The 24,176-nt window shown below is 64.1% G+C and carries 21 protein-coding genes; 16 read left to right on the forward strand and 5 right to left on the reverse strand.

Annotated elements, in window-relative coordinates; all coding sequences use genetic code 11:
* Nucleotides 1-6: 6 nt before the first annotated feature.
* The 3 genes from mmsB to chvE form a co-directional block, all read right to left on the reverse strand.
* Nucleotides 7-1,218 (reverse strand): multiple monosaccharide ABC transporter permease, encoded by a 1,212-nt coding sequence (mmsB, locus tag ACP7B7_RS14760; protein ID WP_426077122.1) that lies wholly within the window; start codon nt 1,216-1,218, stop codon nt 7-9.
* On the reverse strand, nt 1,208-2,749 hold the full coding sequence (gene mmsA / locus ACP7B7_RS14765; RefSeq protein WP_426077123.1) for a multiple monosaccharide ABC transporter ATP-binding protein: 1,542 nt from the start codon (nt 2,747-2,749) through the stop codon (nt 1,208-1,210). The genes mmsB and mmsA overlap by 11 nt, the downstream gene beginning before the upstream one ends.
* A 126-nt stretch (nt 2,750-2,875) precedes the next feature.
* Nucleotides 2,876-3,934, reverse strand: a complete 1,059-nt coding sequence (gene chvE / locus ACP7B7_RS14770; protein WP_426077185.1) for a multiple monosaccharide ABC transporter substrate-binding protein — start codon at nt 3,932-3,934, stop codon at nt 2,876-2,878.
* Nucleotides 3,935-4,312: 378 nt separating this feature from the next.
* Here chvE and ACP7B7_RS14775 point away from each other — a divergent pair, with 378 nt between their 5' ends.
* The 14 genes from ACP7B7_RS14775 to ACP7B7_RS14840 all read left to right on the forward strand — a co-directional run bounded on the left by ACP7B7_RS14775 (nt 4,313) and on the right by ACP7B7_RS14840 (nt 19,989).
* Complete coding sequence (locus ACP7B7_RS14775) at nt 4,313-5,473, forward strand: fumarylacetoacetate hydrolase family protein (protein WP_426077124.1); 1,161 nt, start codon at nt 4,313-4,315, stop codon at nt 5,471-5,473.
* A 36-nt stretch (nt 5,474-5,509) separates the two neighbouring features.
* Nucleotides 5,510-6,277: an SDR family NAD(P)-dependent oxidoreductase gene (locus tag ACP7B7_RS14780; protein WP_426077125.1), complete on the forward strand. Its 768-nt coding sequence runs from the start codon at nt 5,510-5,512 to the stop codon at nt 6,275-6,277.
* Nucleotides 6,274-8,070, forward strand: a complete 1,797-nt coding sequence (locus ACP7B7_RS14785) for an IlvD/Edd family dehydratase (protein ID WP_426077126.1) — start codon at nt 6,274-6,276, stop codon at nt 8,068-8,070. The genes ACP7B7_RS14780 and ACP7B7_RS14785 overlap by 4 nt, the downstream gene beginning before the upstream one ends.
* A gap of 157 nt (nt 8,071-8,227) precedes the next feature.
* Nucleotides 8,228-9,202, forward strand: a complete 975-nt coding sequence (xylF, locus tag ACP7B7_RS14790) for a D-xylose ABC transporter substrate-binding protein (protein WP_426077186.1) — start codon at nt 8,228-8,230, stop codon at nt 9,200-9,202.
* Between the two features lie 206 nt (nt 9,203-9,408).
* Nucleotides 9,409-10,980 (forward strand): D-xylose ABC transporter ATP-binding protein, encoded by a 1,572-nt coding sequence (gene xylG, locus ACP7B7_RS14795; RefSeq protein WP_426077127.1) that lies wholly within the window; start codon nt 9,409-9,411, stop codon nt 10,978-10,980.
* Entirely contained in the window at nt 10,977-12,119 is a 1,143-nt protein-coding gene (locus tag ACP7B7_RS14800; RefSeq protein WP_426077128.1) for a sugar ABC transporter permease, read from the forward strand. Before xylG ends, ACP7B7_RS14800 begins: the two co-directional genes overlap by 4 nt.
* Before the next feature lie 68 nt (nt 12,120-12,187).
* Nucleotides 12,188-13,381, forward strand: a complete 1,194-nt coding sequence (locus ACP7B7_RS14805; protein ID WP_426077129.1) for a XylR family transcriptional regulator — start codon at nt 12,188-12,190, stop codon at nt 13,379-13,381.
* Nucleotides 13,378-14,163 carry a hypothetical protein gene (locus ACP7B7_RS14810; protein WP_426077130.1) on the forward strand — a complete coding sequence of 262 codons (786 nt, stop codon included), beginning with the start codon at nt 13,378-13,380 and terminating at the stop codon, nt 14,161-14,163. The genes ACP7B7_RS14805 and ACP7B7_RS14810 overlap by 4 nt, the downstream gene beginning before the upstream one ends.
* A 77-nt stretch (nt 14,164-14,240) precedes the next feature.
* The gene (locus tag ACP7B7_RS14815; protein ID WP_426077131.1) at nt 14,241-15,254 is read left to right on the forward strand and encodes a 2-dehydro-3-deoxygalactonokinase; all 1,014 of its coding nucleotides are present in this window, start codon (nt 14,241-14,243) and stop codon (nt 15,252-15,254) included.
* Nucleotides 15,251-16,981: an L-arabinonate dehydratase gene (araD, locus tag ACP7B7_RS14820; RefSeq protein WP_426077132.1), complete on the forward strand. Its 1,731-nt coding sequence runs from the start codon at nt 15,251-15,253 to the stop codon at nt 16,979-16,981. The genes ACP7B7_RS14815 and araD overlap by 4 nt, the downstream gene beginning before the upstream one ends.
* A 92-nt stretch (nt 16,982-17,073) precedes the next feature.
* Entirely contained in the window at nt 17,074-17,979 is a 906-nt protein-coding gene (locus tag ACP7B7_RS14825) for an SMP-30/gluconolactonase/LRE family protein (RefSeq protein WP_426077133.1), read from the forward strand.
* A gap of 22 nt (nt 17,980-18,001) precedes the next feature.
* A complete protein-coding gene (locus ACP7B7_RS14830) occupies nt 18,002-18,640 on the forward strand; it encodes a bifunctional 2-keto-4-hydroxyglutarate aldolase/2-keto-3-deoxy-6-phosphogluconate aldolase (RefSeq protein ID WP_426077134.1) in 639 nt (212 codons plus the stop codon).
* Between the two features lie 87 nt (nt 18,641-18,727).
* Nucleotides 18,728-19,150: a CoA-binding protein gene (locus tag ACP7B7_RS14835; RefSeq protein ID WP_426077135.1), complete on the forward strand. Its 423-nt coding sequence runs from the start codon at nt 18,728-18,730 to the stop codon at nt 19,148-19,150.
* Nucleotides 19,147-19,989, forward strand: a complete 843-nt coding sequence (locus ACP7B7_RS14840) for a PPK2 family polyphosphate kinase (RefSeq protein ID WP_426077136.1) — start codon at nt 19,147-19,149, stop codon at nt 19,987-19,989. Before ACP7B7_RS14835 ends, ACP7B7_RS14840 begins: the two co-directional genes overlap by 4 nt.
* Before the next feature lie 5 nt (nt 19,990-19,994).
* On the opposite strand, the gene ACP7B7_RS14845 is transcribed toward ACP7B7_RS14840, so the two are convergent.
* Nucleotides 19,995-21,098 carry an extracellular catalytic domain type 2 short-chain-length polyhydroxyalkanoate depolymerase gene (locus ACP7B7_RS14845; RefSeq protein ID WP_426077137.1) on the reverse strand — a complete coding sequence of 368 codons (1,104 nt, stop codon included), beginning with the start codon at nt 21,096-21,098 and terminating at the stop codon, nt 19,995-19,997.
* A 169-nt stretch (nt 21,099-21,267) separates the two neighbouring features.
* On the opposite strand from ACP7B7_RS14845, the gene ACP7B7_RS14850 reads away from it, so the two are divergent.
* The gene (locus ACP7B7_RS14850) at nt 21,268-21,867 is read left to right on the forward strand and encodes a glutathione peroxidase (protein ID WP_426077138.1); all 600 of its coding nucleotides are present in this window, start codon (nt 21,268-21,270) and stop codon (nt 21,865-21,867) included.
* 111 nt (nt 21,868-21,978) lie between these two features.
* Complete coding sequence (locus ACP7B7_RS14855; RefSeq protein ID WP_426077139.1) at nt 21,979-22,338, forward strand: DUF1428 domain-containing protein; 360 nt, start codon at nt 21,979-21,981, stop codon at nt 22,336-22,338.
* Here ACP7B7_RS14855 and pabB read toward each other — a convergent pair.
* Nucleotides 22,335-24,173 (reverse strand): aminodeoxychorismate synthase component I, encoded by a 1,839-nt coding sequence (gene pabB, locus ACP7B7_RS14860; RefSeq protein ID WP_426077140.1) that lies wholly within the window; start codon nt 24,171-24,173, stop codon nt 22,335-22,337. The genes ACP7B7_RS14855 and pabB overlap by 4 nt on opposite strands.
* Nucleotides 24,174-24,176 lie beyond the last annotated feature (3 nt).

Consider the following 24,176-nt stretch of genomic DNA (forward strand, 5'->3'; position numbering starts at 1 on the left):
TTCTTCTCATTTATTTTTATTAATCACGTCGATAAAGACGGCGGCCAGCAGCACCAGGCCCTTGATCACCTGCTGGTAATCGATGCCGATGCCCATGATGGACATGCCGTTGTTCATCACGCCCATGATGAAGGCGCCGATCACCGCGCCCATCACCTTGCCGACGCCGCCCGAGGCCGAGGCGCCGCCGATAAAGCAGGCTGCGATCACGTCCAGCTCGAAGCCGGTACCGGCTTTTGGCGTGGCGGTGTTCAGGCGTGCCGCGAAGATCAGGCCGGCGAGGGCGGCCAGCATGCCCATGTTGACGAAGGTGTAGAAGCTGACGCGTTCGGTCTTGATGCCCGACAGGCGCGCCGCTTTTTCATTGCCGCCGACGGCGTAGACGCGGCGGCCGAGCACGGTGCGATTGGTGATGAAGGTGTAGGCGACGATCAGCACCGACATCACGGCCAGCACGTTCGGGAAACCGCGGTACGACGACAGCAGGTAGCTGAAGTACACCATCACGGCGGCGAAGACGCCGTTTTTCAGCAGGAAGAAGGCGCGTGGCTCGTTTTCCATGCCGTGCTTCATTTGCTTGGCGCGGCTGCGCAGCGAGGTGAAGATCAGCGCGGCGGCGGCGATCACGCCCAGCAGCAGCGAGAAGCCGCGCAGGTGGTCGCCACCGAACGGGTCGGGCAGGAAGCCCGAGCTCAGCATCTGGAAGCCTTCCGGGAAAGGACCGACCGACTGGCCTGCCAGCAGCGCCAGGGTCAGACCCTTGAACACCAGCATGCCGGCCAGGGTGACGATGAACGACGGGATCTTGAAGAAGGCGACGAAATAGCCCTGCGCGCCGCCGATGACGGCGCCGGCGATCAGGCAGATGATGCTGGCCGCGACAAAGTTCATCTCGTAGTTGACGATCAAGACGGCGGCCAGCGCGCCGACAAAGCCCACCACCGAGCCGACCGACAGGTCGATATGGCCGGCCACGATGACCATCAGCATGCCCAGCGCCATGATGACGATATAGCTGTTCTGCAGTACCAGGTTGGTCAGGTTCAGCGGCTCCATCAGGGTGCCGTTCGTCATGTACTGGAAAAAGCCCATGATGACGATCAGCGACAGCAGCATGCCGTAGTCGCGCATATTGTTTTTCAAAAAGCCGGCATAGCTTTTCGCTTCCGGCGCGGCCGCTGGCGTTGCTGGCGCGCCGGCTGTGAGTTTATTGTCCATTGTTCTCTCCGTGTGTGACGATCGCGCGCATGATTCTCTCTTGCGACGCTTCTGCTGCGCTTAGTTCTGCCGCAAAGCGGCCTTCGTTCATGACATAGATCCGGTCGCACATGCCCAGCAATTCCGGCATTTCCGAGGAAATCATGATGATGCATTTGCCTTCGGCGGCCAGGTCGCTGATGATGCTGTAGATCTCGTACTTGGCGCCGACGTCGATGCCGCGGCTCGGTTCATCGAGGATCAGGATGTCGGGACGCGAAAACAGCCACTTCGCCAGCACCACTTTCTGCTGGTTGCCGCCGGACAGGTTGACCACCTTCTGCGCCACGCTCGAGCAGCGCGTCTTGAGCTTGCGGCGGAATTCTTCGGCCACGCTGAACTCGCGCTGCTCGTCGATCACCATGTGCTTCGAAATCGCGTCCAGGTTGGCCAGGCTGGTGTTCTTCTTGATGTCCTCTTCCAGGATCAGGCCCAGGCCCTTGCGGTCCTCCGTCACATACGCCAGGCCGTGGGCGATCGCCTTGCCGATGGTGCTGACGTCGATTTCCTGGCCATTCTTGAGTACCGTGCCGCTGATGCGCTGTCCGTAGGCGCGGCCGAAAATGCTCATCGCCAGTTCCGTGCGTCCGGAGCCCATCAGGCCGGCGATACCGATGATCTCGCCCTTCCTGGCATGCAGGTTGATGCCCTTGATGACGGCGCGGTCGGCGTGCTCGGGGTGGTACACCTTCCAGTCGCGCACTTCGAAAATGGTCTCGCCGATGGTGGGCGTGCGCGGCGGATAGCGGTCGGCCATCTCGCGTCCGACCATTTTTTCAATGATGCGGTCTTCGCTGACGGGTTCCACGCGGCAGTCGAAACTGTCGACGGTATTGCCGTCGCGCAGGACCGTGATCGCATCGGCGACGCGCGAAATTTCGTTCAATTTATGCGAAATCAGGATCGACGAAATGCCCTGGGCTTTCAGGCCCAGCAGCAGGTCGAGCAGGGCCGCGCTGTCGCTTTCGTTCAGGCTGGCGGTCGGCTCGTCGAGGATCAACAGCTTGACGTCCTTGCACAGCGCCTTGGCGATCTCGATCAGCTGCTGCTTGCCCACGCCCAGATTCGTGATCAGGGTGTCGGGGGATTCTTTCAGGCCGACTTTGTTCAGCAGTTCGCGCGTCTTGCGTTGCGTGTGTTCCCAGTCGATGACGCCCATCGTGGCCGGTTCGTTACCGAGGAAAATATTTTCGGCGATCGACAGCTGGGGCACGAGCGCCAGTTCCTGGTGAATGATGATGATGCCGATTTCTTCGCTGTCCTTGATGCCGCGGAACTGGCGGACCTGGCCCTGATATTCGATGTCGCCCGAGTAGCTGCCGTGGCCATACACGCCACTGAGCACTTTCATCAGGGTCGATTTGCCGGCGCCGTTTTCACCCACGATGGCGTGGATCTCGCCGCTGCGCACCCGCAGGTTGACATTGTCGAGCGCAACCACGCCCGGGAACGTCTTGCGTATCCCGCGCATTTCCAGGATAGTGTTCGTCATATAACCTCTCTGGCACGGCCGCGCGCCATGGCGACACCATGGGCGCTGGCCGTGCGGCAGTTTGTTCTAGAATTCTGTGAAGCGAAAGGCCCGGCGTCGCCGGGCCCTCAGTACCCGTCTGTCAAATTACTTTACTTGCGCTTCGGTGTAGTAGCCGCTGCCGGTGACCAGCACTTGCTTCCAGTTCGCCTTGTCGACGGTGACCGGTTTGAGCAGGAACGATGGCACGACTTTCACGCCATTGTTGTAGGTCTTGGTGTCGTTGACGGTCGGCGTTTTGCCGGTCATCATCGCATCGACCATATTGGCCGTCACTTTGGCCAGTTCGCGCGTGTCCTTGAACACGGTCGATGCCTGTTCGCCGCGGATGATCGATTTCACCGACGGGATCTCGGCATCCTGGCCGGTCACGACCGGGAATGGCTGCTTCGGCGTACCGTAGCCGACGCCTTTCAGCGACGACAGGATACCGATGCTCAGGCCGTCATATGGCGACAGCACCGCGTCGACGCGGGCATTGCCGTAGTAGGCGCTCAGCAGGTTGTCCATGCGGGCTTGCGCCACGGCGCCGTCCCAGCGCAGGGTGGCCACTTTGTCCATGCCCATCTGCTTCGAACGCACCACCAGCTTGCCGCTGTCGATGTACGGTTTCAGCACCGACATGGCGCCGTTGTAGAAGAAGTGCGCGTTGTTGTCGTCAGCCGAACCGCCGAACAGTTCGATATTGAACGGGCCCTTGCCTTCTTTCAGCTTCAGCGCCGATTCGATGTAGCCCGCTTGCAGCACGCCGACCTGGAAGTTGTCGAAGGTGGCGTAGTAATCGATGTTTTTCGTACCGCGGATCAGGCGGTCATAGGAAATGACCTTGATGCCCTTGTCGGCCGCTTTTTGCAGCACGTTCGACAGGGTGGTGCCGTCGATGGCGGCGATCACCAGCACCTTGGCGCCCTTGGTGATCATGTTTTCCACTTGTGCCAGCTGGTTCGGGATATCGTCGTCGGCGAACTGCAAATCGGTCTTGTAGCCGCGCTCCTTGAATACCTTGACCATGTTGTCGCCGTCGGCGATCCAGCGCATCGACGATTTGGTTGGCATCGAAATGCCGACCGCGCCCTTGTCTGCGGCGCTGGCCATCGGTACCACGGTCATGCCGGACATGGCCAGCACCAGGCTGGCGCTGAGCATTTTCATTGTTGTTTTCATATTAGGTCTCCACCGTCTTCGAATAGTTGAATGGTCCAGCGTCTCGGTCTGTCGGCCGGCTTGGCGCTGGTGGCCAATCCAGGCCACGGCTGATACTAGTTTGTCCAGTGAGACCTCACCAATCAATTTTTTCACTTATGCGATATCCAAAAAGATATCACCCCCCTTATTGATGCGGTGCCGCATGGATTTTCCCGGGCTGGCAAAAGGGCGCGACCTGTCCATCGGATAGGGGATTTTTGGTGCGTCGCAATACCAATAATCATCATGCAATTTGGTGATTTTCGTAATTGCGGTGAGGTGGGACGGCGCGCAGAATCGGCCTCACCTGAACTTTGCTCCCTTTTCCTGAAAGCCGCCATGTTGCCGATTTCCCCTGTTTCCCTGCTGCCTCTTGATCTCGCCGACGCCACCCTGATCGGCCGCATCTGGCGCGACGGTCCCTGCGTGGTGGCCGTGCGCGGCGGTGAAGTATTTGATATCACGGCGTCGGTCTCGACCGTGTCGGAGTTGTTGGAGCGCGACAATCCGCTTGCCTTCGTGCGCCAGGCGCAGGGCGAGTCGCTGGGCCCGGTCGCCGATTTGCTGGCGCAAGCCCTGGGCGCGCCGGCCGGCCAGCCACTGCTATTGGCGCCGTGCGACCTGCAGGCCGTCAAGGCCTGCGGCGTGACATTTGCCGTCAGCCTGCTCGAACGCGTGATCGAGGAACAGGCCGGCGGCAATGCCGACAAGGCCAACACCCTGCGCGCCGCCCTGCAAGCGACCCTGGGCAGTGACTTGTCGGCATTGAAACCGGGTTCGGACGCGGCGCAGCGCCTGAAAGAGCAACTGCAGCAGCGCGGCGCCTGGTCGCAATATATGGAAGTGGGCATCGGCCCCGACGCCGAAGTATTTACCAAGGCGCAGCCGATGTCGTCGGTCGGCTGCGGCGCGCAAGTGGGCCTGCTGCCGGCGTCCGCCTGGAACAACCCGGAGCCGGAAATCGTGCTGGCCGTCAACAGCCGCGGCGAGGTGCTGGGGGCGACCCTGGGCAATGACGTCAACCTGCGCGATATCGAAGGGCGCAGCGCGCTGCTGCTGGGCAAGGCCAAGGACAACAACGGTTCCTGCGCCATCGGCCCCTTTATCCGCCTGTTCGACGACAGTTTTACCATCGACACCGTGCGCGACGCCGAAGTATCGCTGCTGATCGAAGGCGCCGACGACGGTTTCGTGCTGGAAGGCGCCAGCTTCATGCGCGAGATCAGCCGCGACCCGCTCGACCTGGTGCGCCAGACGGCCGGCCAGTACCACCAGTATCCAGACGGCTTCATGCTGTTCCTGGGCACCATGTTCTCGCCCGTGAAAGACCGTGGCGCGCCGGGCGGCGGCTTTACCCACCACCTGGGCGACCGCGTGACGATTGCCAGCCCGGCCCTGGGCGCGCTGGTCAATGAAGTCCAGCATTGCGACACGATCGCGCCGTGGCAGTTCGGCGTGCGCGCGCTGTACGCCAGCCTGGCGCAGCGCGGCCTGCTCTGATCATTCAACTTATCTAATATAAAACGAGAGACATCAATGCTGCATGCAACTTATCCCAGCCTGGCCGGAAAAAACGTCATCATTACCGGTGGCGGCACCGGCATCGGCGTGGCGATCGTCGAAGCGTTCGCGCGCCAGGGCGCGCAGGTCACCTTTCTCGATATCGCGCGCGACGCCTCGCACGAACTGGAAGCCAAGCTGGCTGACCTGCCACAGCCGCCGCGCTTTCGCTACTGTGACCTGACGGATCTCGCCGCGCTGGCCACCACGTTTGCCGAGATCGAAGCCTCGGTCGGCGCCACCGATATCCTGATCAACAACGCCGCCAACGACGACCGCCACCAGATCGAAAACGTCACGCCCGCCTACTGGGACGAACGCATGGCCGTCAACCTGCGCCACCAGTATTTCTGCGCCCAGGCCGTGGCGCCGGCCATGCGCGCCCGCAAAAGCGGCGTGATCCTCAATCTCGGTTCCATCTCGTGGCACCTGGCGCAGGCCAACCTGTCGATCTACATGACGGCCAAGGCCGGCATCGAAGGGCTGACGCGGGGCCTGGCGCGCGACCTGGGCGTCGATGGCATCCGCGTCAACTGCATCATCCCTGGCGCCGTGCGCACGCCGCGCCAGGAGCGCCTGTGGCATACGCCGGAAGCCGAGGCCGTGATCCTGCAGGGCCAGTGCCTGCAGCTGCGCGTGGAACCGGAAGACGTGGCGGCGCTGGCGCTGTTCCTGGCGTCGGACAACGCGGCCAAGTGCGCCGGGCGTGAATACTATGTCGACGCGGGCTGGTACGGCGCATGAGCGACCTGAACATCCCGCCGACCACTGCGCCGCGCCGTTTCCGCTCGCAGGACTGGTTCGACAATCCCGACCATATCGACATGACGGCGCTGTATCTCGAGCGTTTCATGAACTACGGGATTACCGCCGAAGAACTGCGCTCGGGCCGGCCGATTATCGGCATCGCCCAAAGCGGCAGCGACATCAGCCCGTGCAACCGCATCCACCTGGACCTGGCCAAGCGCGTGCGCGACGGCATCCGCGACGCAGGCGGCATTCCGATGGAATTCCCGCTGCACCCGATTTTTGAAAACTGTCGCCGGCCGACGGCCGCGCTGGACCGCAACCTGGCCTACCTGGGCCTGGTGGAGATCCTGCACGGCTATCCGATCGACGCCGTGGTGCTGACCACCGGCTGCGACAAGACCACGCCGGCGCAGCTGATGGCCGCCGCCACGGTGGATATTCCCGCCATCGTGCTGTCGGGCGGTCCCATGCTGGACGGCTGGATGGACGGCGAACTGGTGGGCTCGGGCGCGGCTATCTGGAAGGGCCGCCGCCAGCTCTCCGCCGGCCTGATCGACAACGACAAATTCCTGCAGATCGCGGCCGCCTCGGCGCCGTCGGCCGGCCACTGCAACACCATGGGCACGGCGTCGACCATGAACGCGCTGGCTGAAGCGCTGGGCATGTCGCTGACGGGCTGCTCGGCGATCCCCGCGCCGTACCGCGAACGGGGCCAGATCGCCTATGAAACGGGGCGCCGCATCGTCGCCCTGGCCCATGACGACGTGCGCCCCTCGGCCATCCTCACGCGTGAAGCGTTTTTGGACGCCATCATCGTCAACGCGGCCATCGGCGGCTCGACCAACGCCCAGCCGCATTTGATGGCGATGGCGCGCCACGCCGGCGTCGAACTGCATTCGAGCGACTGGATGGCGCACGGCTACGACGTGCCGCTGCTCTTGAACATGCAGCCGGCCGGGAAATACCTGGGCGAGCGCTTCCACCGCGCCGGCGGCGTGCCGGCCATCATGTGGGAACTGCAGCAGGCGGGCCTGCTGCACGCGGACCGCCTGACGGTGACCGGCAAGACCATGGCGGAAAACCTGGCCGGCCAGGAAAGCGGCGACCGCGAAATGATCCGCCCGTTTGCCGAGCCTTTGAAGGAAAAAGCGGGTTTCCTGGCCTTGAAAGGCAATCTGTTCGATTTCGCCATCATGAAGACCAGCGTGATTTCGCCCGCCTTCCGCGAGCGCTATCTGTCGCGCCCCGGCTGCGAAGGCATTTTCGAGGCGCGCGCCATCGTGTTCGACGGTTCCGCCGATTATCACGCCCGCATCAACGATCCGGCCCTCGCGATTGACGACAGCTGCATGCTGGTGATGCGCGGCGCGGGCCCGGTCGGCTGGCCCGGTTCGGCCGAAGTGGTCAACATGCAGCCGCCCGACGCCCTGCTGAAAGCCGGCATATTGAACCTGCCGACCCTGGGCGACGGGCGCCAGTCCGGCACCTCGGACAGCCCGTCGATCCTGAACGCCTCGCCGGAAAGCGCGGTCGGTGGCGGCCTGGCCTTGCTGCGAACGGGAGATTTGATCCGTGTCAACTTGCAGGAGGGCCGCTGCGACATGCTGGTCGACGAGGCCGAGCTGGCGCGCCGCGCACAGGAACTGCCGCCGCCGGTCAACGAGAGTTCCACCCCGTGGCAGGAAATCTACCGCGCCAGCGTGGGCCAGCTGGAAACGGGCGCCTGCATGGAGCTGGCGCTGAAATACCGCGCCGTGGGCCAGACCCTGCCGCGCCATAACCATTAGTAGGTCGGGTTAGCGCTCCGCGCGTAACCCGACACCACCCCAACAGCAACCAGCACCACGGTCAAAAATTTTTTCAGCAGCACCCGTAGTTAAAAAAACGTTGTTAATAACATCCACCAGGAGACACACAATGAACAAGATCATCAGCGCCGCCATCATGACCGCCATGCTGGCAATGACCAGCAGCGCCGCCCTGGCCGACGCAAAAAATCCGAAAATCGGCTTTTCCATCGACGACCTGCGCGTGGAACGCTGGACGCGCGACCGCGACTTCTTTATCGCCGCCGCCGAAAAGCAGGGCGCCAAGGTCTTCGTGCAATCGGCCGACGCCAGCGAGCAGCGCCAGATTTCGCAGATCGAAAACCTGATCTCGCGCGGCGTCGACGTGCTGGTGATCGTGCCGTTCAATGCGACGGTGCTCAACAACACCGTCAAGGAAGCCAAAAAGGCCGGCATCAAGGTGCTGTCGTATGACCGATTGATCCTGGGCGCCGATATCGACGCGTATATCTCGTTCGACAATGAAAAAGTCGGCGAAATGCAGGCCGAAGGCGTGACCAAGCTGCAACCGAAAGGCAATTACTACCTGCTGGGCGGCGCGCCTACCGACAACAACGCCAAGATGCTGCGCGAAGGCCAGATGAAAGTGTTGAAACCGTTTATCGACAAGGGCGACATCAAGATCGTCGGCCAGCAATGGGTCAAGGACTGGAGCGCCACCGAAGCGCTGTCCATCGTCGAAAACGCGCTGACGGCCAACAACAACAAGATCGACGCCATCGTCGCCTCGAACGACGGCACGGCCGGCGGCGCGATCCAGGCGCTGGCCGCGCAAAAACTGGCCGGCAAGGTACCGGTCTCGGGCCAGGATGCCGACCTGGCCGCCGTCAAGCGCGTGATCGCCGGCACCCAGGCGATGACCGTCTACAAACCGTTGAAAACCATCGCTTCGGAAGCGGCCAAACTGGCCGTGCAACTGGCGCGCAACGAAAAGCCGGCCTACAACTCCAGCTACGACAACGGCCTGAAAAAAGTCAGCACCGTGCTGCTGAAACCAACGCCGCTGACCAAGGCGAATGTGAATATTCTGATTGACGACGGCTTCTACACCAAGGCGCAGCTGGGTAATTGATCGCCTGTGTCATGTCGGGTTACGCGCTGCGCGCTGCGCGCTAACCCGGCCTGCGCCGGCCCCGGAAAACGCCGGTGGTGGTGTCGGGTTACGCGCTTTGCGCTAACCCGACCTACGCTTGCCCGGATCGGCCGTAGGTCGGATTGGCGGTGCCATGGGCACCGCCTAACCCGACATTTTTCCCCGTATCAGCAACGAGAGCAAGAATGTCCGACTATCTGCTTGAAATGAAAGGCATCGTCAAACAGTTTGGCGGTGTCCGCGCGCTCGATGGCATCGACCTGCAGGTGCGGGCCGGCGAGTGCATAGGCCTGTGCGGCGAGAATGGCGCCGGCAAGTCGACCCTGATGAAGGTCTTGTCGGGCGTGTACCCGCACGGCACCTGGGATGGCGAGATCCTGTGGGATGGCCAGCCCCTGCGCGCCGAATCGATCCGCGATACCGAGGCGGCCGGCATCATCATCATCCACCAGGAGCTGATGCTGGTGCCGCAGCTGTCGGTGGCCGAAAACATCTTCATGGGCCGCGAGCTGACGCTGGCGGGCGGGCGCATGAACTATGGCGCCATGTACAAGCGCGCCGACGAACTGCTGCGCGAACTGAAGATCCCCGAACTGAACGTGGCGCTGCCGGTGATGAATTACGGCGGCGGCCACCAGCAGCTGGTCGAAATCGCCAAGGCGCTCAACAAGAATGCGCGCCTCCTGATCCTCGACGAGCCGTCGTCGTCGCTGACGGCGTCCGAAATCGCCGTGCTGCTCGACATCATCCGCGCATTGAAAGCCAAGGGCGTCACCTGCATCTATATCTCGCACAAGCTCGATGAAGTGGCGGCCATCTGCGACACCATCGTCGTGATCCGCGACGGCAAGCATATCGCCACCACGCCGATGGCGCAGATGAACGTCGAACGCATCATCGCGCAGATGGTGGGCCGCGAAATGAACCAGCTGTATCCGCACCGCGCGAAGAAAGAGGAAATCGGCGAGGTGCTGTTCGAGGCGCGCCACGTGACCTGCATCGACGCCGACAACCCGCAGAGAAAACGCGTCGACGATGTGTCGTTCAGCCTGCGCCGTGGCGAGATCCTCGGCATCGCCGGGCTGGTGGGGGCAGGGCGCACGGAACTCGTTTCCGCCCTGTTCGGCGCCTACCAGGGGCCGTGCGAGGCCGAGGTCTGGCTCGATGGCCGCCAGATCGACACGACGTCGCCGCAAAAGGCGATCGCCATGGGCCTGGCGATGGTGCCGGAAGACCGCAAGCACCACGGCATCGTGCCCGACCTCGACGTCGGCCAGAACATCACCCTGTCGGTGCTGGGCCAGTTTGCGCGCGCCACGCGCATCGATGGCGACGCGGAACTGACGGCGGTGCGTGGCGAGATCGCCCAGCTGGAACTGAAGACGGCCAGCCCTTCGCTGCCGATCACCAGCCTGTCGGGCGGCAACCAGCAGAAGGCCGTGCTGGCCAAGATGCTGCTGACACGTCCCCGGGTGCTGATCCTGGACGAACCGACGCGCGGCGTCGACGTCGGCGCCAAATATGAAATCTACAAGCTGATGCTGGCGCTGGCCGACCAGGGCGTGGCCATCATCATGGTCTCGTCCGAGCTGGCCGAAGTGCTGGGCGTGTCGGACCGCGTGCTGGTGATGGGCGAAGGCCGGCTGCGCGGCGACTTTATCAACGATGGCCTGAGCCAGGAAACCGTGCTGGCGGCGGCGCTCGACCAGCGCCCGGCATCCGGCAACAACACTGCACACAAGGAACCTGCCGCATGAATACGCATAGCGTGAAACAGCTTTTCACCCAATACAAGATGCTGGCCCTGCTGATCGCGGTGGCCCTGATCTGGGCCTTTTTTTCGTGGAAGACCGAAGGCAGCTTCGTCACGCCGCGCAACCTGTCCAATTTGCTGCGCCAGATGTCGGTCACCGGCATCCTGGCCTGCGGCATGGTGCTGGTGATTATCGCCGGCGAGATCGACCTGTCGATCGGCTCCCTGCTGGGACTATTGGGCGGCATCGCCGCCGTGCTCGACGTCACGCAGCACTGGCCGCTGGCGCTGAACCTGATGGCGGTGCTGGGCTGCGGCCTGGTGATCGGCCTGTTGAACGGCTACCTGACGGCCTACCGGGGCATCCCCTCGTTTATCGTCGGCCTGGGCGGCATGCTGGCGTATCGCGGCATTTTGCTGGGCATCACCGGCGGCATCACCATCGCGCCCGTCTCCGAGCCGATGGTGTACCTGGGCCAGGGCTATCTGCCGGCCACGCCCGGCATGATCCTCGGCGTGTTCCTGTTCGTGCTGGCGGCATTCCTGACCTGGCGCGGCCGCGCCAGCCGCGCCCAGCATGGCCTGCCGCAAACGGCGGTCTGGGTCGACACCTTGCGCGTGGCGGTGATCGGCGCCGTGCTGTATGCATTCGTGCGCACCCTGAACGGCTATGAAGGCATTCCGCTGCCGGTGCTGCTGCTGCTGGCGCTGCTGGGCCTGTTCAGCTATATCACCAGCCAGACCGTATTCGGCCGCCGCATCTACGCGGTGGGCAGCAATATGGAAGCGACGCGCCTGTCGGGCATCAACGTGAAAGCCGTGAAGCTGTGGATCTTCGGCATCATGGGCCTGATGTGCGCGCTGGCGGGCCTGATCAATACGGGCCGCCTGGCGGCAGGGTCGCCGTCGGCCGGCACCTTCAGCGAACTCGATGCCATCGCCGCCTGCTTTATCGGCGGCACCTCGATGCGCGGCGGCTCGGGCACCGTGTACGGCGCCCTGATCGGCGCGCTGGTGATGGCCAGTCTCGATAACGGCATGTCGATGCTGGACGTGGACACGTATTGGCAGATGATCGTGAAAGGCAGTATTCTGACCCTCGCAGTCTGGGTGGACGTCAGCACCCGGGCCGGACGCCGCTAGTACCGGCGCATGACCAGTGGCCAGGGACGAAGATACGTCCCGGCCGCGCCCATGGAGGAGACAAAAAAATGAAGATGCCGACCGCGCACCGTATCGCGCTGCTTTTCAATGGCAACAAGATTTATGACCGCGACATCATCGCCGGCATCGCGGCGTATCTGAACACCACGCGCGTGTCGTGGGATCTGTTCCTGGAAGAGGACTTCCGCTGCCGCCTGCCCGGCATCGAGCGCTGGCAGGGCGACGGCATCATCGCCGACTTCGACGACCCGGCCGTCTGCGCGGCGCTGGCCAACAGCCATTTGCCGGTGGTGGCCGTCGGTGGCTCCTACGCGCAGGATGACGGCTACCCGGCCGGCATTCCCTATGTCGCCACCGACAACTTCAAGATCGTCAAGCTGGCCTATGACCACCTGGTCGAAGCGGGCCTCACGCGCTTTGCCTGTTTCAGCCTGCCCGAAGCGGACGTGAACCGCTGGGCGCAGGAGCGCGAAACGGCGTTTTGCGCGCTGATGGAGCGCGACCACATGCGCGCCGACGTGTACCGTGGCGTGGCCACCAGCGCACCGTCGTGGGACGAGGCGGTCGAGCAGCAGATCGCCTGGTTGAACAGCCTGGAAAAACCGGTCGGCATTATCGCCGTCAGCGACGCGCGCGCGCGCCAGCTGCTGCAGGCCTGCATGCATGCGGGAATCGCCGTGCCCGAACAGGTGGCCCTGATCGGCATCGACAACGACCCGCTGGCGCGCATGCTCACGCGCATCCCCCTGAGTTCCGTGATCCAGGGGGCAGAAGAAATGGGCCGCACGGCCGCGCACCTGCTGCACCAGATGTTGAATGGCGCGCGCCTGGCCGGCACGCGCATCCTGGTGCCGCCGGCCGGCCTGAATGTGTTGGCCTCGACGCGCCACCAGCCGTTCCAGCATCCGCAGGTGATGCAGGCGCGCCACTTCATCCGCCAGTACGCCTGCCAGGGCATCAAGACGGAACAGGTGGCCGACTATGTGGGCGTGTCGCGCTCGACCCTGGAAGCGCATTTCCGCCATGAGCTGGGGCGCAGCGTGCACGACGAAATCCTGCATTTCAAGCTCGATGCGGCCAAGACCCTGCTGACGCGCGAACCGGGGCAAGTGGCCGACGTGGCCGTGCGCTGCGGCTTTACCACGGTGCAGTACATGCACGCCGTCTTCAAGCGCGAACTGGGCTGCACGCCGCGCGAATTCCAGCTGCGCAGCCGGTCGCCCAAGGCGGCCTCGCCATGACCGTGACCGCCGCCGCCAGCCATACCCTCTGCAACAGTCGCGGCATGCGGGTGCAGGTCAACCCGCACGACGCCAGCCTGCAGGCGTGGTGGGCGCCCGACCGCTACGGCCGCATGGCCGATGTGCTCGGGCATGCGATGGCGGCGCCGGCAGCCGGCACGCCCGGCGCGCGCTGGCACTGCGACGCCGCCAGCGACGCCGGCCTGGAGCTGCGCCTGGCCCAGGACGGCCTGTGCGTGCGCCTGCGCTACCGGCTGGAAGACAATGGCGGCTTGCATATCGATTGCGAGGCGGTGGCGATCGCGCCGGCCCGCATCGGCCTGGCCGCGCCGGCGTTCAACCTGCATGGCGGCGGCATGGTGTTCGACCATGTGCTGCGCCTGGCGGCCGACCATTATCTGCGGGCGGCCGCCGTGACCGAGGTGGCCGGCAGCGCCTTCGATTTTCGCCAGCCGGCACCGCTGGGCGCGCGCCTGGCCTGGCCCGGCGCCCAGCCGGCCGGCACGCTGGGCTTCGACCATGGCTTCTGCCTGGCCGGCGACGGCCTGCTGCGCGAAGCGGCGCGCGTGGCCGATCCGGCCTCGGGCCGCGAACTGCGCTTCTTCACCACCCAGCCGCGGCTGCACCTGCAGTCGGACCCGCACCGCTTCTGCCTGGCCACCGAGGCACTCGACGTCCCCTGTGGCGCAGCGGCACGACACACTTTCGTGTATCGTCTGGGGGTGCAGGATATCGATGCGTTTGACATATCAGAATCGGTATCGTTGTCGTTAAATAAGTGATTGGTCAGATATGCCGCGCGGTTCTACCATAGGGCAGTTTTTAGCCCCTCTTTTTACCGACGCTGCGAAACTTGCCCATGAATATAATCACCATCGATGCCGGCACCACCAATACGCGTACCCTGTTATGGCGGGACGGCGCCGTCATCGCCCAGGCGTCACAGGAAATCGGTGTGCGCAATACGGCCATCGATGGCCATAACGGCGCACTGAAGCAGGCGCTGCGCGACAGCATCGCCACCGTGCAATCGCAGGCGGCGATCACCAGCGCCGAGGTGGGCCTGGTGCTGGCCTCGGGCATGATCACCTCGCCGATGGGCGTCAAGGAAATACCGCATCTGCCGGCGCCGGCCGGCCTGGCGCAGCTGGCGCAGGGCATGCAGGCGGTCGAGCTGCCCGACGTGCTGGCCCAGCCCCTGTGGCTGGTGCCGGGCGTGCGTAACCAGCATGGCGCCATCGGCCTGCACAATGCCGAAGCGATGGACATGATGCGCGGCGAAGAGACGGAGGTGATCGGCCTCTTGGACCGCCTGCAGTTGCAGGATCCGGCCACCCTCATCATGCCCGGTTCGCATACCAAGCTGGTCAGCGTTGACGAGCGGGGACGCATCATGGGCTGCGCCACCACCATCGCCGGCGAACTGCTGCAGGCGATTACCCAACACACCCTGATACGCCAGTCGGTCGATGGCGACTTTGCCGAGTCGCTGGTGCCGAAGATGCTGCTGGCCGGCGCCGCCGCCGCGCAGAAGACGGGCCTGGCGCGCGCCTGCTTCAGCGTGCGCACCCTGGGCCAGTTCGGCGCCGTCGAGCGCAATGAACGCGCCAATTTCCTGATGGGTGCGGTGCTCAGCGGCGACTTGCTGGCGCTGCGCAACAGCAGCGCCATCCAGATGCGGCCCGAGACGACCCTGGTCATCACGGGCAAGGCCATGCTGCGCCAGGCGCTGGCATTATTGATCGAAGAACACGGATTTTTTTACGGCAAGCGCATCGTCGTCGACGATGGACAGCAAGCCAATTTGGCGGGCCATGGAGCCCTTTTAATTGCCGCCGCGCGCGGCTTGATTTCACAGCAGGAGGCCGCGTGAGCGAGCAAAAGAACAAACGAGTATTACGCTCGCAATCGTGGTTTGGTGGCGACGACAAGGACAGCTTCATTCACCGCAGCTGGATGAAGAACCAGGGTTTCCCCAGCGACGCCTTCGATGGCCGTCCGGTGATCGGCATCTGCAATACCTGGTCCGAACTGACGCCATGTAACGCCCACTTCCGCGACCTGGCCGAAATGGTCAAGCGCGGCGTGCTCGAAGCGGGCGGCTTTCCCGTCGAATTCCCCGTGATGTCGCTGGGCGAGACCAATCTGCGCCCGACCGCCATGTTGTTCCGCAACCTGGCCAGCATGGATGTGGAAGAATCGATCCGCGCCAACCCGATCGACGGCGTGGTGCTGCTGACCGGCTGCGACAAGACCACCCCGGCCCTGCTGATGGGTGCGGCCAGCGTCGACCTGCCGACCATCGTGCTGTCGGGCGGCCCGATGTTGAACGGGAATTACCGCGGCAAGCCGATCGGCTCGGGCACCGATGTGTGGAAATTCTCCGAAGACGTGCGCGCCGGCCGCATGACCTCCGCCGAATTCAAGCAGGCCGAATCGTGCATGTCGCGCTCGGCCGGCCACTGCATGACGATGGGCACGGCTTCCACCATGGCCAGCATGGTCGAGGCGCTGGGCGTGACCTTGCCGGGCAATGCCGCCATTCCGGCCGTCGATTCGCGCCGCAAGCTGCAGGCGCAGCTGACGGGCCGCCGCATCGTCGACATGGTGCATGAAGACCTGAAGCTGTCGAAGGTGCTGACCCGCGACGCGTTCGAAAACGCCATCATGGTCAACGGTGCCATCGGCGGCTCGACCAATGCCGTGATCCACCTGCTGGCGATTGCCGGGCGCATCGGCGTCGACATGCGCCTGGCCGACTGGGACCGCCTGGGCCGCGACATTCCATGCCTGCTGAACCTGATGCCGTCGGGCCAGTACCTGATGGAAGATTTTTACTATGCGGGCGGCCTGCCCGTCATCATCCGCGACCTGCTGGACAAGCTGCACGGCGAAGCGCTGACGGTGACCGGCGCCACCATGGCCATCAACGTGGCCGAAGCGGAAAACTTCAACCCGGAAGTCATCACGCCTTTGGCACAGCCATTCAAGGATGAAGGCGGCATCGCTGTGTTGCACGGCAACCTGTCGCCGCGCGGCGCCGTCATCAAGCCATCGGCCGCTTCGCCGGAACTGATGCAGCACCGCGGCCGCGCCGTGGTCTTCAACAGCATCGAGCATTACAAGGAACGGGTCGACGATCCGGACCTGGACATCGACGCCAGCTGCATCATGGTGCTGCAGAACTGCGGTCCGCAGGGTTATCCGGGGATGGCCGAAGTGGGCAACATGGGCCTGCCGAAGAAACTGCTGGAACTGGGCGTGCGCGACATGGTGCGTATTTCGGACGCGCGCATGAGCGGCACGGCCTACGGCACCGTGGTGCTGCACGTGGCGCCGGAAGCGGCCGCCGGCGGCCCGCTGGCGCTGGTGCGCGATGGCGACATGATCGAGCTCGACGTGCATGGCCGCCGCCTGCACCTGGAAGTGTCGGACGAAGAACTGGCGCGTCGCCGCGCCGAATGGAAGCCGATTGCACCAACCATGCGCGGCGGCTACCAGTCGATGTATATCAAGCACGTGATGCAGGCCGATGAAGGCGCCGACCTGGACTTCCTGGTCGGTTGCCGTGGGTCGGCAGTGCCACGCGAGTCGCATTAAGCCCAAGTGCAAGTTCCGGGGTCGGACCCTAGGGACTCGGCGTCCCCGTTCGACCCCAGTTTTTGCTTCTGGGGTAAAAAAAAAGGAAAAAAATGGAGACAAAAGCTGAATCAAAAGCCGACCTGCTGGTCGACTCCCAGGATTTCCTGGGCGAGGGCGTGCGCTGGTGCGAACGCAGCGGGCGCGTGTTCTGGACCAATATCGAAGGCTGCAAGCTGCATGCCTTGACCCTGGCCACGGGCGTGCGCGAGACCTGGGCCATGCCCGAGCGCCTGGCCTGCTTTGCCTTGACGCACGACGAGCATGTGCTGCTGCTGGGCCTGGCCTCGCGCCTGGCCTGGCATGACCTGCGCAGCGGCGCCGTCACCACCCTGCACGTGGTGGAGGAAGACCTGCCGATGACGCGCCTGAACGATGGCCGCTGCGACCGCCAGGGCCGCTTCGTGTTCGGCACCCTGGACGAGCGCCCGTGCCGCGATGCCATCGGCAGCTTCTACCGCCTCAATCTCGATTTGACGCTGGAGCGCCTGCCGCTGCCGAACGTGGCGATCTCGAACAGCATCTGCTTCAGCGTCGATGGCGCGGCCATGTATTTCTGCGATTCGATCCAGGGCGTGATCTGGCGCTGGGACGATTATCTCGGCGGCGATGCCAGCCGGGTCAAGGTGTTTGCGCATCTGGCCGGTGAGCCTGGCGCACCGGATGGCGCCACCATCGATGCTGACGGTTACCTGTGGAGCGCGCAGTGGGGCGCCTCGCGCGTGCTGCGCTTTGCGCCCGATGGCAGCATAGCCCGGCAAGTCACCTTGCCCGTCTCGCAGCCCAGCTGCGTGAGCGTGGGGGGCGCTGCCTACAACGAGGTATTCATCACCACGGCGCAGGAAAACCTGACGCCGGAACAACTGGCGGCGGAACCGCAGGCCGGTGGCCTGTTCCATGCGCGCATCGACGGCGTGCGCGGCTTGCCCGAAGTGCGTTTCAACGCACTGCCAGTCTGACCAACCAATCAGGAGTATCAGCATGTTGAAGCAAACAGTTTTTCAAGGCATCCTTGAACGCGGCATGGTGGGCATCGTGCGCGCCGACTCGCCCGAAGCGGCGGTACAGATCGCCGAGGCGTGCATCGCCGGCGGCGTGACGGCGCTGGAAGTGGCGTTCACCACGCCCGACACCCTGGGCGTACTGCGCACCCTGCGCGAGCGTCATGGCCAGGACGTGCTGCTGGGCGCGGGTACGGTCTTGGACCCTGAAACGGCGCGCGCGGCGATACTGGCCGGCGCCCAGTTCATCATTTCGCCGGGCGTCAATGTCGACACCATTGCCGTGTGCCAGCGCTACCAGGTGCTGGCCATGCCGGGCGCCATGACGCCGACCGAAATCGTCACGGCCCTGCAGGCCGGCGCCGATATCGTCAAGGTGTTCCCGGCCGAGATGTTCGGCCCTGCCTATATCAAGGCCCTGCGCGCGCCGTTGCCGCACGCGCCGTTGATGCCGACCGGCGGCGTCACGGTAGAGAACCTTGGTGAATGGTTTGCCAACGGCGCCATCGCGGTCGGCATCGGCGGCAGCCTCAGTGGCCCGGGCGCCAAGGGCGATTACGCGGCCGTCACCAGCCGCGCGCGCGAGTTCGTGGCGCAGATGGCGGCCGTGCGCAAATAGGCGTCCACCTCTTCAGGCTGGCTCCCATGCCGGCCTGAATCTGCTACGCTAGGCGGGCAATGTCGCACGCCTGCCGAAGCCCAGACCATGTCCCATATTCCCCGCATCCTGCAAGACGCCCGCATTATCGCCATCGTCGGCCTGTCCGACAAACCAGAACGCGCCAGCCATGAGGTGGCCGAATACCTCATCGGGCACGGCTACCAGGTCGTGCCCGTCAACCCGGCGCTGGCCGGCCAGCAGGTACTGGGCCAGCGCGTCTTTGCCACCCTTACCGAAGCGGCCAGCGCGCTGGCCCCGCAGCGTATCGATATCGTCGACTGCTTCCGCAAGTCCGAAGACATTGTGCCGATCGCGCAGGAAGCCGTCACCATCGCGGCCGGCTGTTTGTGGCTGCAGCTCGATGTCGTCAACGAAGAAGCGGCGGCGATCGCCCGCGCCGCCGGTCTCGAGGTGGTGATGGATCACTGCACGAAGATCGAGCACCGCAACCTGGCGGTGACGGCATGAAGGCGCGCACGCAGTTCCGCGCCGGCAAAGGGTTTGATCTGAACGAGGATTTCGCGGGCAAGCGCTTGCTGGGCGCCGCCACCAAGGCCGCCAACAAGAAGCTGACAGCCGCCCAGTGCAAGGCGCTGGACCGCGAGGAAACCGTGGCCCTGACGGCGCAGATCGCCGAGTGCCAGAGCATGCTGTACGCGCAGCGCAAGCAGAAAGTGCTGCTGGTATTGCAGGGCATGGACACCTCGGGCAAGGATGGCACGGTAAAAGCCATCTTCAGCAATATCAACCCGATGGGCATCCGCGCCGTGGCCTTCAAGGGGCCTACCGATATCGAACTGGCGCACGACTATCTGTGGCGCGTGCACCAGCATGTGCCTGTGAAAGGCGAGATCGCGATCTTCAACCGCAGCCATTATGAAGACGTGCTGATCACGCGCGTGCAGGACATGATCACCAAGCCCGAATGCGAGCGCCGCTACGCGCAGATCCGCGATTTCGAGCGCATGCTGAGCGAGACCGGCACCGTCATCCTGAAGATCTTTTTGCATATCTCCAAGGATGAACAGCGCGGCCGCCTGCAGGAGCGGCTGGACGATCCCGACCGCCAGTGGAAGTTCGACCCGAACGATATTGCGCAGCGCAAGAAATGGGATGACTACCAGCGCGCCTACCAGACGGCGATACGCGAGACCGACGCCGATCACGCGCCCTGGTATGTGGTGCCGGCCAATTCCAAGACCCAGCGCAACCTGGTAGTGGCGTCCCTGCTGCTGGAAACCTTGCAGGCGATGAAGCTGGCCTACCCGGCGCCGGACCCGAAACTGTCATCCTATAAAGTCGAGTAAAAAACCTAGCGCGACCCTCTGCGCGCGGCCAGGCGGTCGAGCATGTTCTTGACCGCTTCCATCTGCGTGCCGCTCTGGCGGTAAAAGTCCGGCTCCAGTGGATTGATGCTGGTGTAGCCCCAGAAGTCCCAGCAGCCTTTCGGGTTGTAGGGGTAGATCGGGCTCGGTTCCACCTGCGGATACAGCACCACGATCTTGTTCGCATCGGCGACCTGGTTGTAGCCGGTGCGCGTATAAAACTGGTCACCTATCGCCTGCGTGGTTTGCAGGCAGCCGTGGAACACCACGTGCACGCGGCAGCTTTCGCTGTTGCAGGCGGCGGGAATATAGGCGTAGCCGGTATTGCCCATGCTGGAATAGGAACTCTTGATAAAGCCGCGCTGATTGAAAGCGATCAGCTTGCCCTTCAAGGTGGTGGAAGATGGCTGCAGGTCCTGGTACAGATGCTGCAAGATGTCGCGCGCCTGGATAAAACCGCAGTTGTTGATGAATGGCGGCTGGGTGCTGGCGCAGGCCGAGTCCTGCAGGCTGTCGGTAATGATGGCGTGGCCGGCGGTCACCGTGTCGGCAAAGCGGATATTGACCGCCGGGGTGCCGGCCAGCTGGTAGAACCTGGCCACCTGCTCCACCACCGGCCGCGTCACGGTCTGGTCGCGGGTGCCGCTGAACAGGTAGATGCGCTGGCGCTGCAAATTGCCGGTGTCGTCGATCAGCCGGTCGCGCGCAAAGTCCTGCGCCGCGCGCAGCAGGCCGGCCGCGTCCGGCGGTGATACCTGCGCGTCGCCCGGGTTCATGCAGGTGGTCAGGGCATTGTTCAGGTAGGCGATATACGGAAAGCGGCCCGGCTGGCTGGCGCAGTAATACGGCCCGCCGGCGATGATGCCGGCGCCGCTGACGGTGGCCGAATAGGCGACGGCGAACTGCGCCGCCATATAGCCGCCCGACGACAGGCCGGACACCGTGGTCTGGCGCAAGTCCACCTGCAGCGCGGGCAGGGCGGATGCCTCGCTTTTCGGGGCCGTCGGCTTGACGGGGCTGGTAATGGCGTGTACTTGCGGCGCCAGCAGCAGGCTGGCGGCAAGCAGGGCATGGATGGCTGGACGGTTCATGGCATTTCCTGGCAATGGGGTAGGCCGAGCATAGGCAAAAATAATGTGCTGTGGGCAAGCACTGTGCTGGGCTTGATATCGCTCAATCGCCGCAGTGGCATCGGTGCCGCACACGCGCGCGCAAGGATTGGCATAGAATGCTTTTTTATCCTTTCATCATGGTGCCCGCATGTCCAAGACTATTGCCCAGCTGTTCGCGTTGACCGCCCTGTGTGCGGGCCTGCCCGCTTTTGCCGCCCAGCCGGTCGCCGCTGCCGCCGCCGCCCCGGCCGCCGCCGCGCCAGCTGCCTGCCCGGCCATTCTCAAGCAGACCTTCAACCGCCTGCAGGATGAAGCGCCGCAAAACCTGTGCCAGTACGCGGGCAAGGTCGTGCTGGTCGTCAATACGGCCAGCTATTGCGGCTTTACCAAGCAGTACGAAGGCCTCGAAGCGCTGTATGCCAAGTACGGCAGCAAGGGCCTGGTGGTGCTGGGCTTTCCGTCGAACGACTTCGGCAACCAGGAACCGGGCAACAGCAAGGATATCGCCGACCTGTGCTACAACACCTATGGCGTGAAATTCCCCATGTTCGCCAAATCGGTGGTGTCCGGTTCCACGCCGAACCCCTTCTATGCGGACCTGATCAAGCAGACCGGCAAGACGCCGGCCTGGAACTTCCATAAATACCTGATCGACCGCAATGGCAAGGTGCTGGAAAGCTTCCCCAGCAAGGTCACGCCGGAAGACAAGAAACTGGTGGGCGCCGTCGAAAAGGCGCTGGCGATGTAAGAACAAACCGGCCCGCGCGCCGGTTTTTTTGTAACGCCGCGCTTGTCATTCTGGCATCGCTGTCCTAAGCTGCCTGCTGGAGTCTCTACAACAGCTGACAAGGAGAACATCATGGCGTATGTCGATGGATTCGTGGTGCCGGTGCCCAAGGACCGGCTGGAGGACTATCTGACCATGTCGCGTGCCTGTGGCGCCATCTGGCGCGACCTGGGCGCGCTCGAATTTCGCGAATGCGTGGCCGACGATGTCAAGCCGGGCAAGTGGACCTCGTTCCCGCAGGCGGTCGACCTGCAGGACGGCGAAGTGGTGATCTTTTCCTGGATCGTCTACGAATCGCGCGCCAGGCGTGACGAGATCAATGACAAGGTGATGAAAGATCCGCGCATGAAGGAATACATGGATCCGGAAAAATTGCCGTTTGACGGCAAGCGCATGGTCTACGGCGGTTACGAAATGAAAATCGATCTCTAAACGAGTTGTGCTGGCATCGCCCCGCGCAGCGCATTGCACACCACAATCTGCTGTGCGCTGGTCAGCATGGCGCGCGTGATCACGCTTTCCCGGGCATCCCAGGCCGGGTCGGCCAGCATGGCCGCGCGCTGCACGCCGGGCAGCAAGCCGCAAGATAGCGGCGGCGTATGCCAGCGCCCGTCCAGCTGGACGAACACATTGCTGCGCCCACCCTCGGTCAGTTCATCGCGCTCGTTAAAGAACAGCATGTCGAAGCAGCCCTGCGCCTCGGCGGCACGCCAGGCGGCGTCGTAGCGGGCGCGCACGCTGCTTTTATGGCGCAGGAACAGGTCGCCACTGTCCGTTGCATCGGACGCCAGCATCACCGTGACGGTGGCGGGCAGGGGCGCCAGCGCGCCGCTCTGCACGCTGAACCCGCCATCGTATGCCAGGGCCAGGCGCAGGCGGAAGGGCGTATCGTCCGGCCGCTCCGCGCAAGCGGCCTGCAGCGCGGCGATCGCCAGGCTTTCATCCCATGCAAAGCCGAAGTAGCGGGCCGATGCGCTCAAGCGCGCCAGGTGGCGCGCCTGCTGGCGGCAGCCGTCCGCGCGGCTGGCATGCAGGGTCTCGAACAGTTCGAAGTCGTTGCTCAAACCTGTCAGGAAACGCGCCTTGAGCCGGCATTCGGCAAATTCCTCGTCCGCCACGCTGTCGTAAACGATGCCGGCGCCCACGCCCAGTTCACCGCGGCGGGTGCCGCTGGCGGCATCAACAGGCTGCAGGGCCAGCGTGCGGATCGGCACCGACATGCAGAAGTCGCCCACCGCGTGCGCTGAATCTGGCGCGGGCGGATCGAACCAGCCGATCGCCCCGGTATAAATGCCGCGCGGATCGGGTTCGAGTTCGGCGATGATTTCCATGGTGCGCCGCTTGGGCGCGCCCGTGATCGAGCCGCAGGGATACAGCGCCTGGAAGATATCGGCCAGTGTGGCGTCCTGGCGCAGCCGGGCCTGCACGGTGGAGGTCATCTGCAGCACGCTGCTGTAGCGTTTGACGTCGAACAGGGCCGGCACCTGCACCGTGCCGGTGTCGGCGATGCGGCCGATATCGTTGCGCAGCAGGTCGACGATCATCAGGTTTTCGGCGCGGTTTTTCGGATCCTGCGCCAGTGCCAGCGCGCGGCGCGTGTTTTCCTCTTCCTGATCCGCCGGTGCCGCAGGCGCCGTGCCTTTCATCGGCCGCGCCGTCAATTCACCGTGCGCATGGCGCACGAACAGTTCGGGCGACAGCGACAGCAGGGCGCCGCCATCGGGCAGCATGACCAGCGCGCCATACGGCACCGGCTGGCGCGCGCGCAGCCGCGCATACAGGGCGGCGGGCGCGCCAAACGCGTCGAAGCGCAGCCGATATGTGTAATTGACCTGGTAGGTGTCGCCGGCGGCGATATAGTCGTGGATGCGGGCCAAGGCCTGCGTGAACTGCCGCTGGTCGATATTGGCATTGACCCCGGCGATACCGGCCGGTGTCTCGCCAGCCGGCGCCTGGGCTGCCAGCCAATGCGCCACGTCATCCTGCGACAAATGCGCGCAGTGCTTGAACAGCAGCACCTGTGCCAGCGGTGGCGCGTCGCCATCAGCCGCGCGCGGCGGCGTCGCCAGCAGATGCGCGCCCAGTTCGTAGCTGCATACCGTGACGGCATGCAGGCCGCGTTGTAAGGCCGCTTCCAGGCCGTCCAGCAGTGCCGGCCACTGCTCGATGGCATCGCAGCGCAGCACGCCCGCCACGCCCGTGTACAGCCGCGAGCCGGCGCCCGGGCTGGCGGCGTCGTCAAGCAGGGCGTAGCAGTCGGCACTCATGGC

It is taken from the genome of Janthinobacterium sp. PSPC3-1, from assembly GCF_049896105.1.
GTDB lineage: Bacteria > Pseudomonadota > Gammaproteobacteria > Burkholderiales > Burkholderiaceae_D > Janthinobacterium.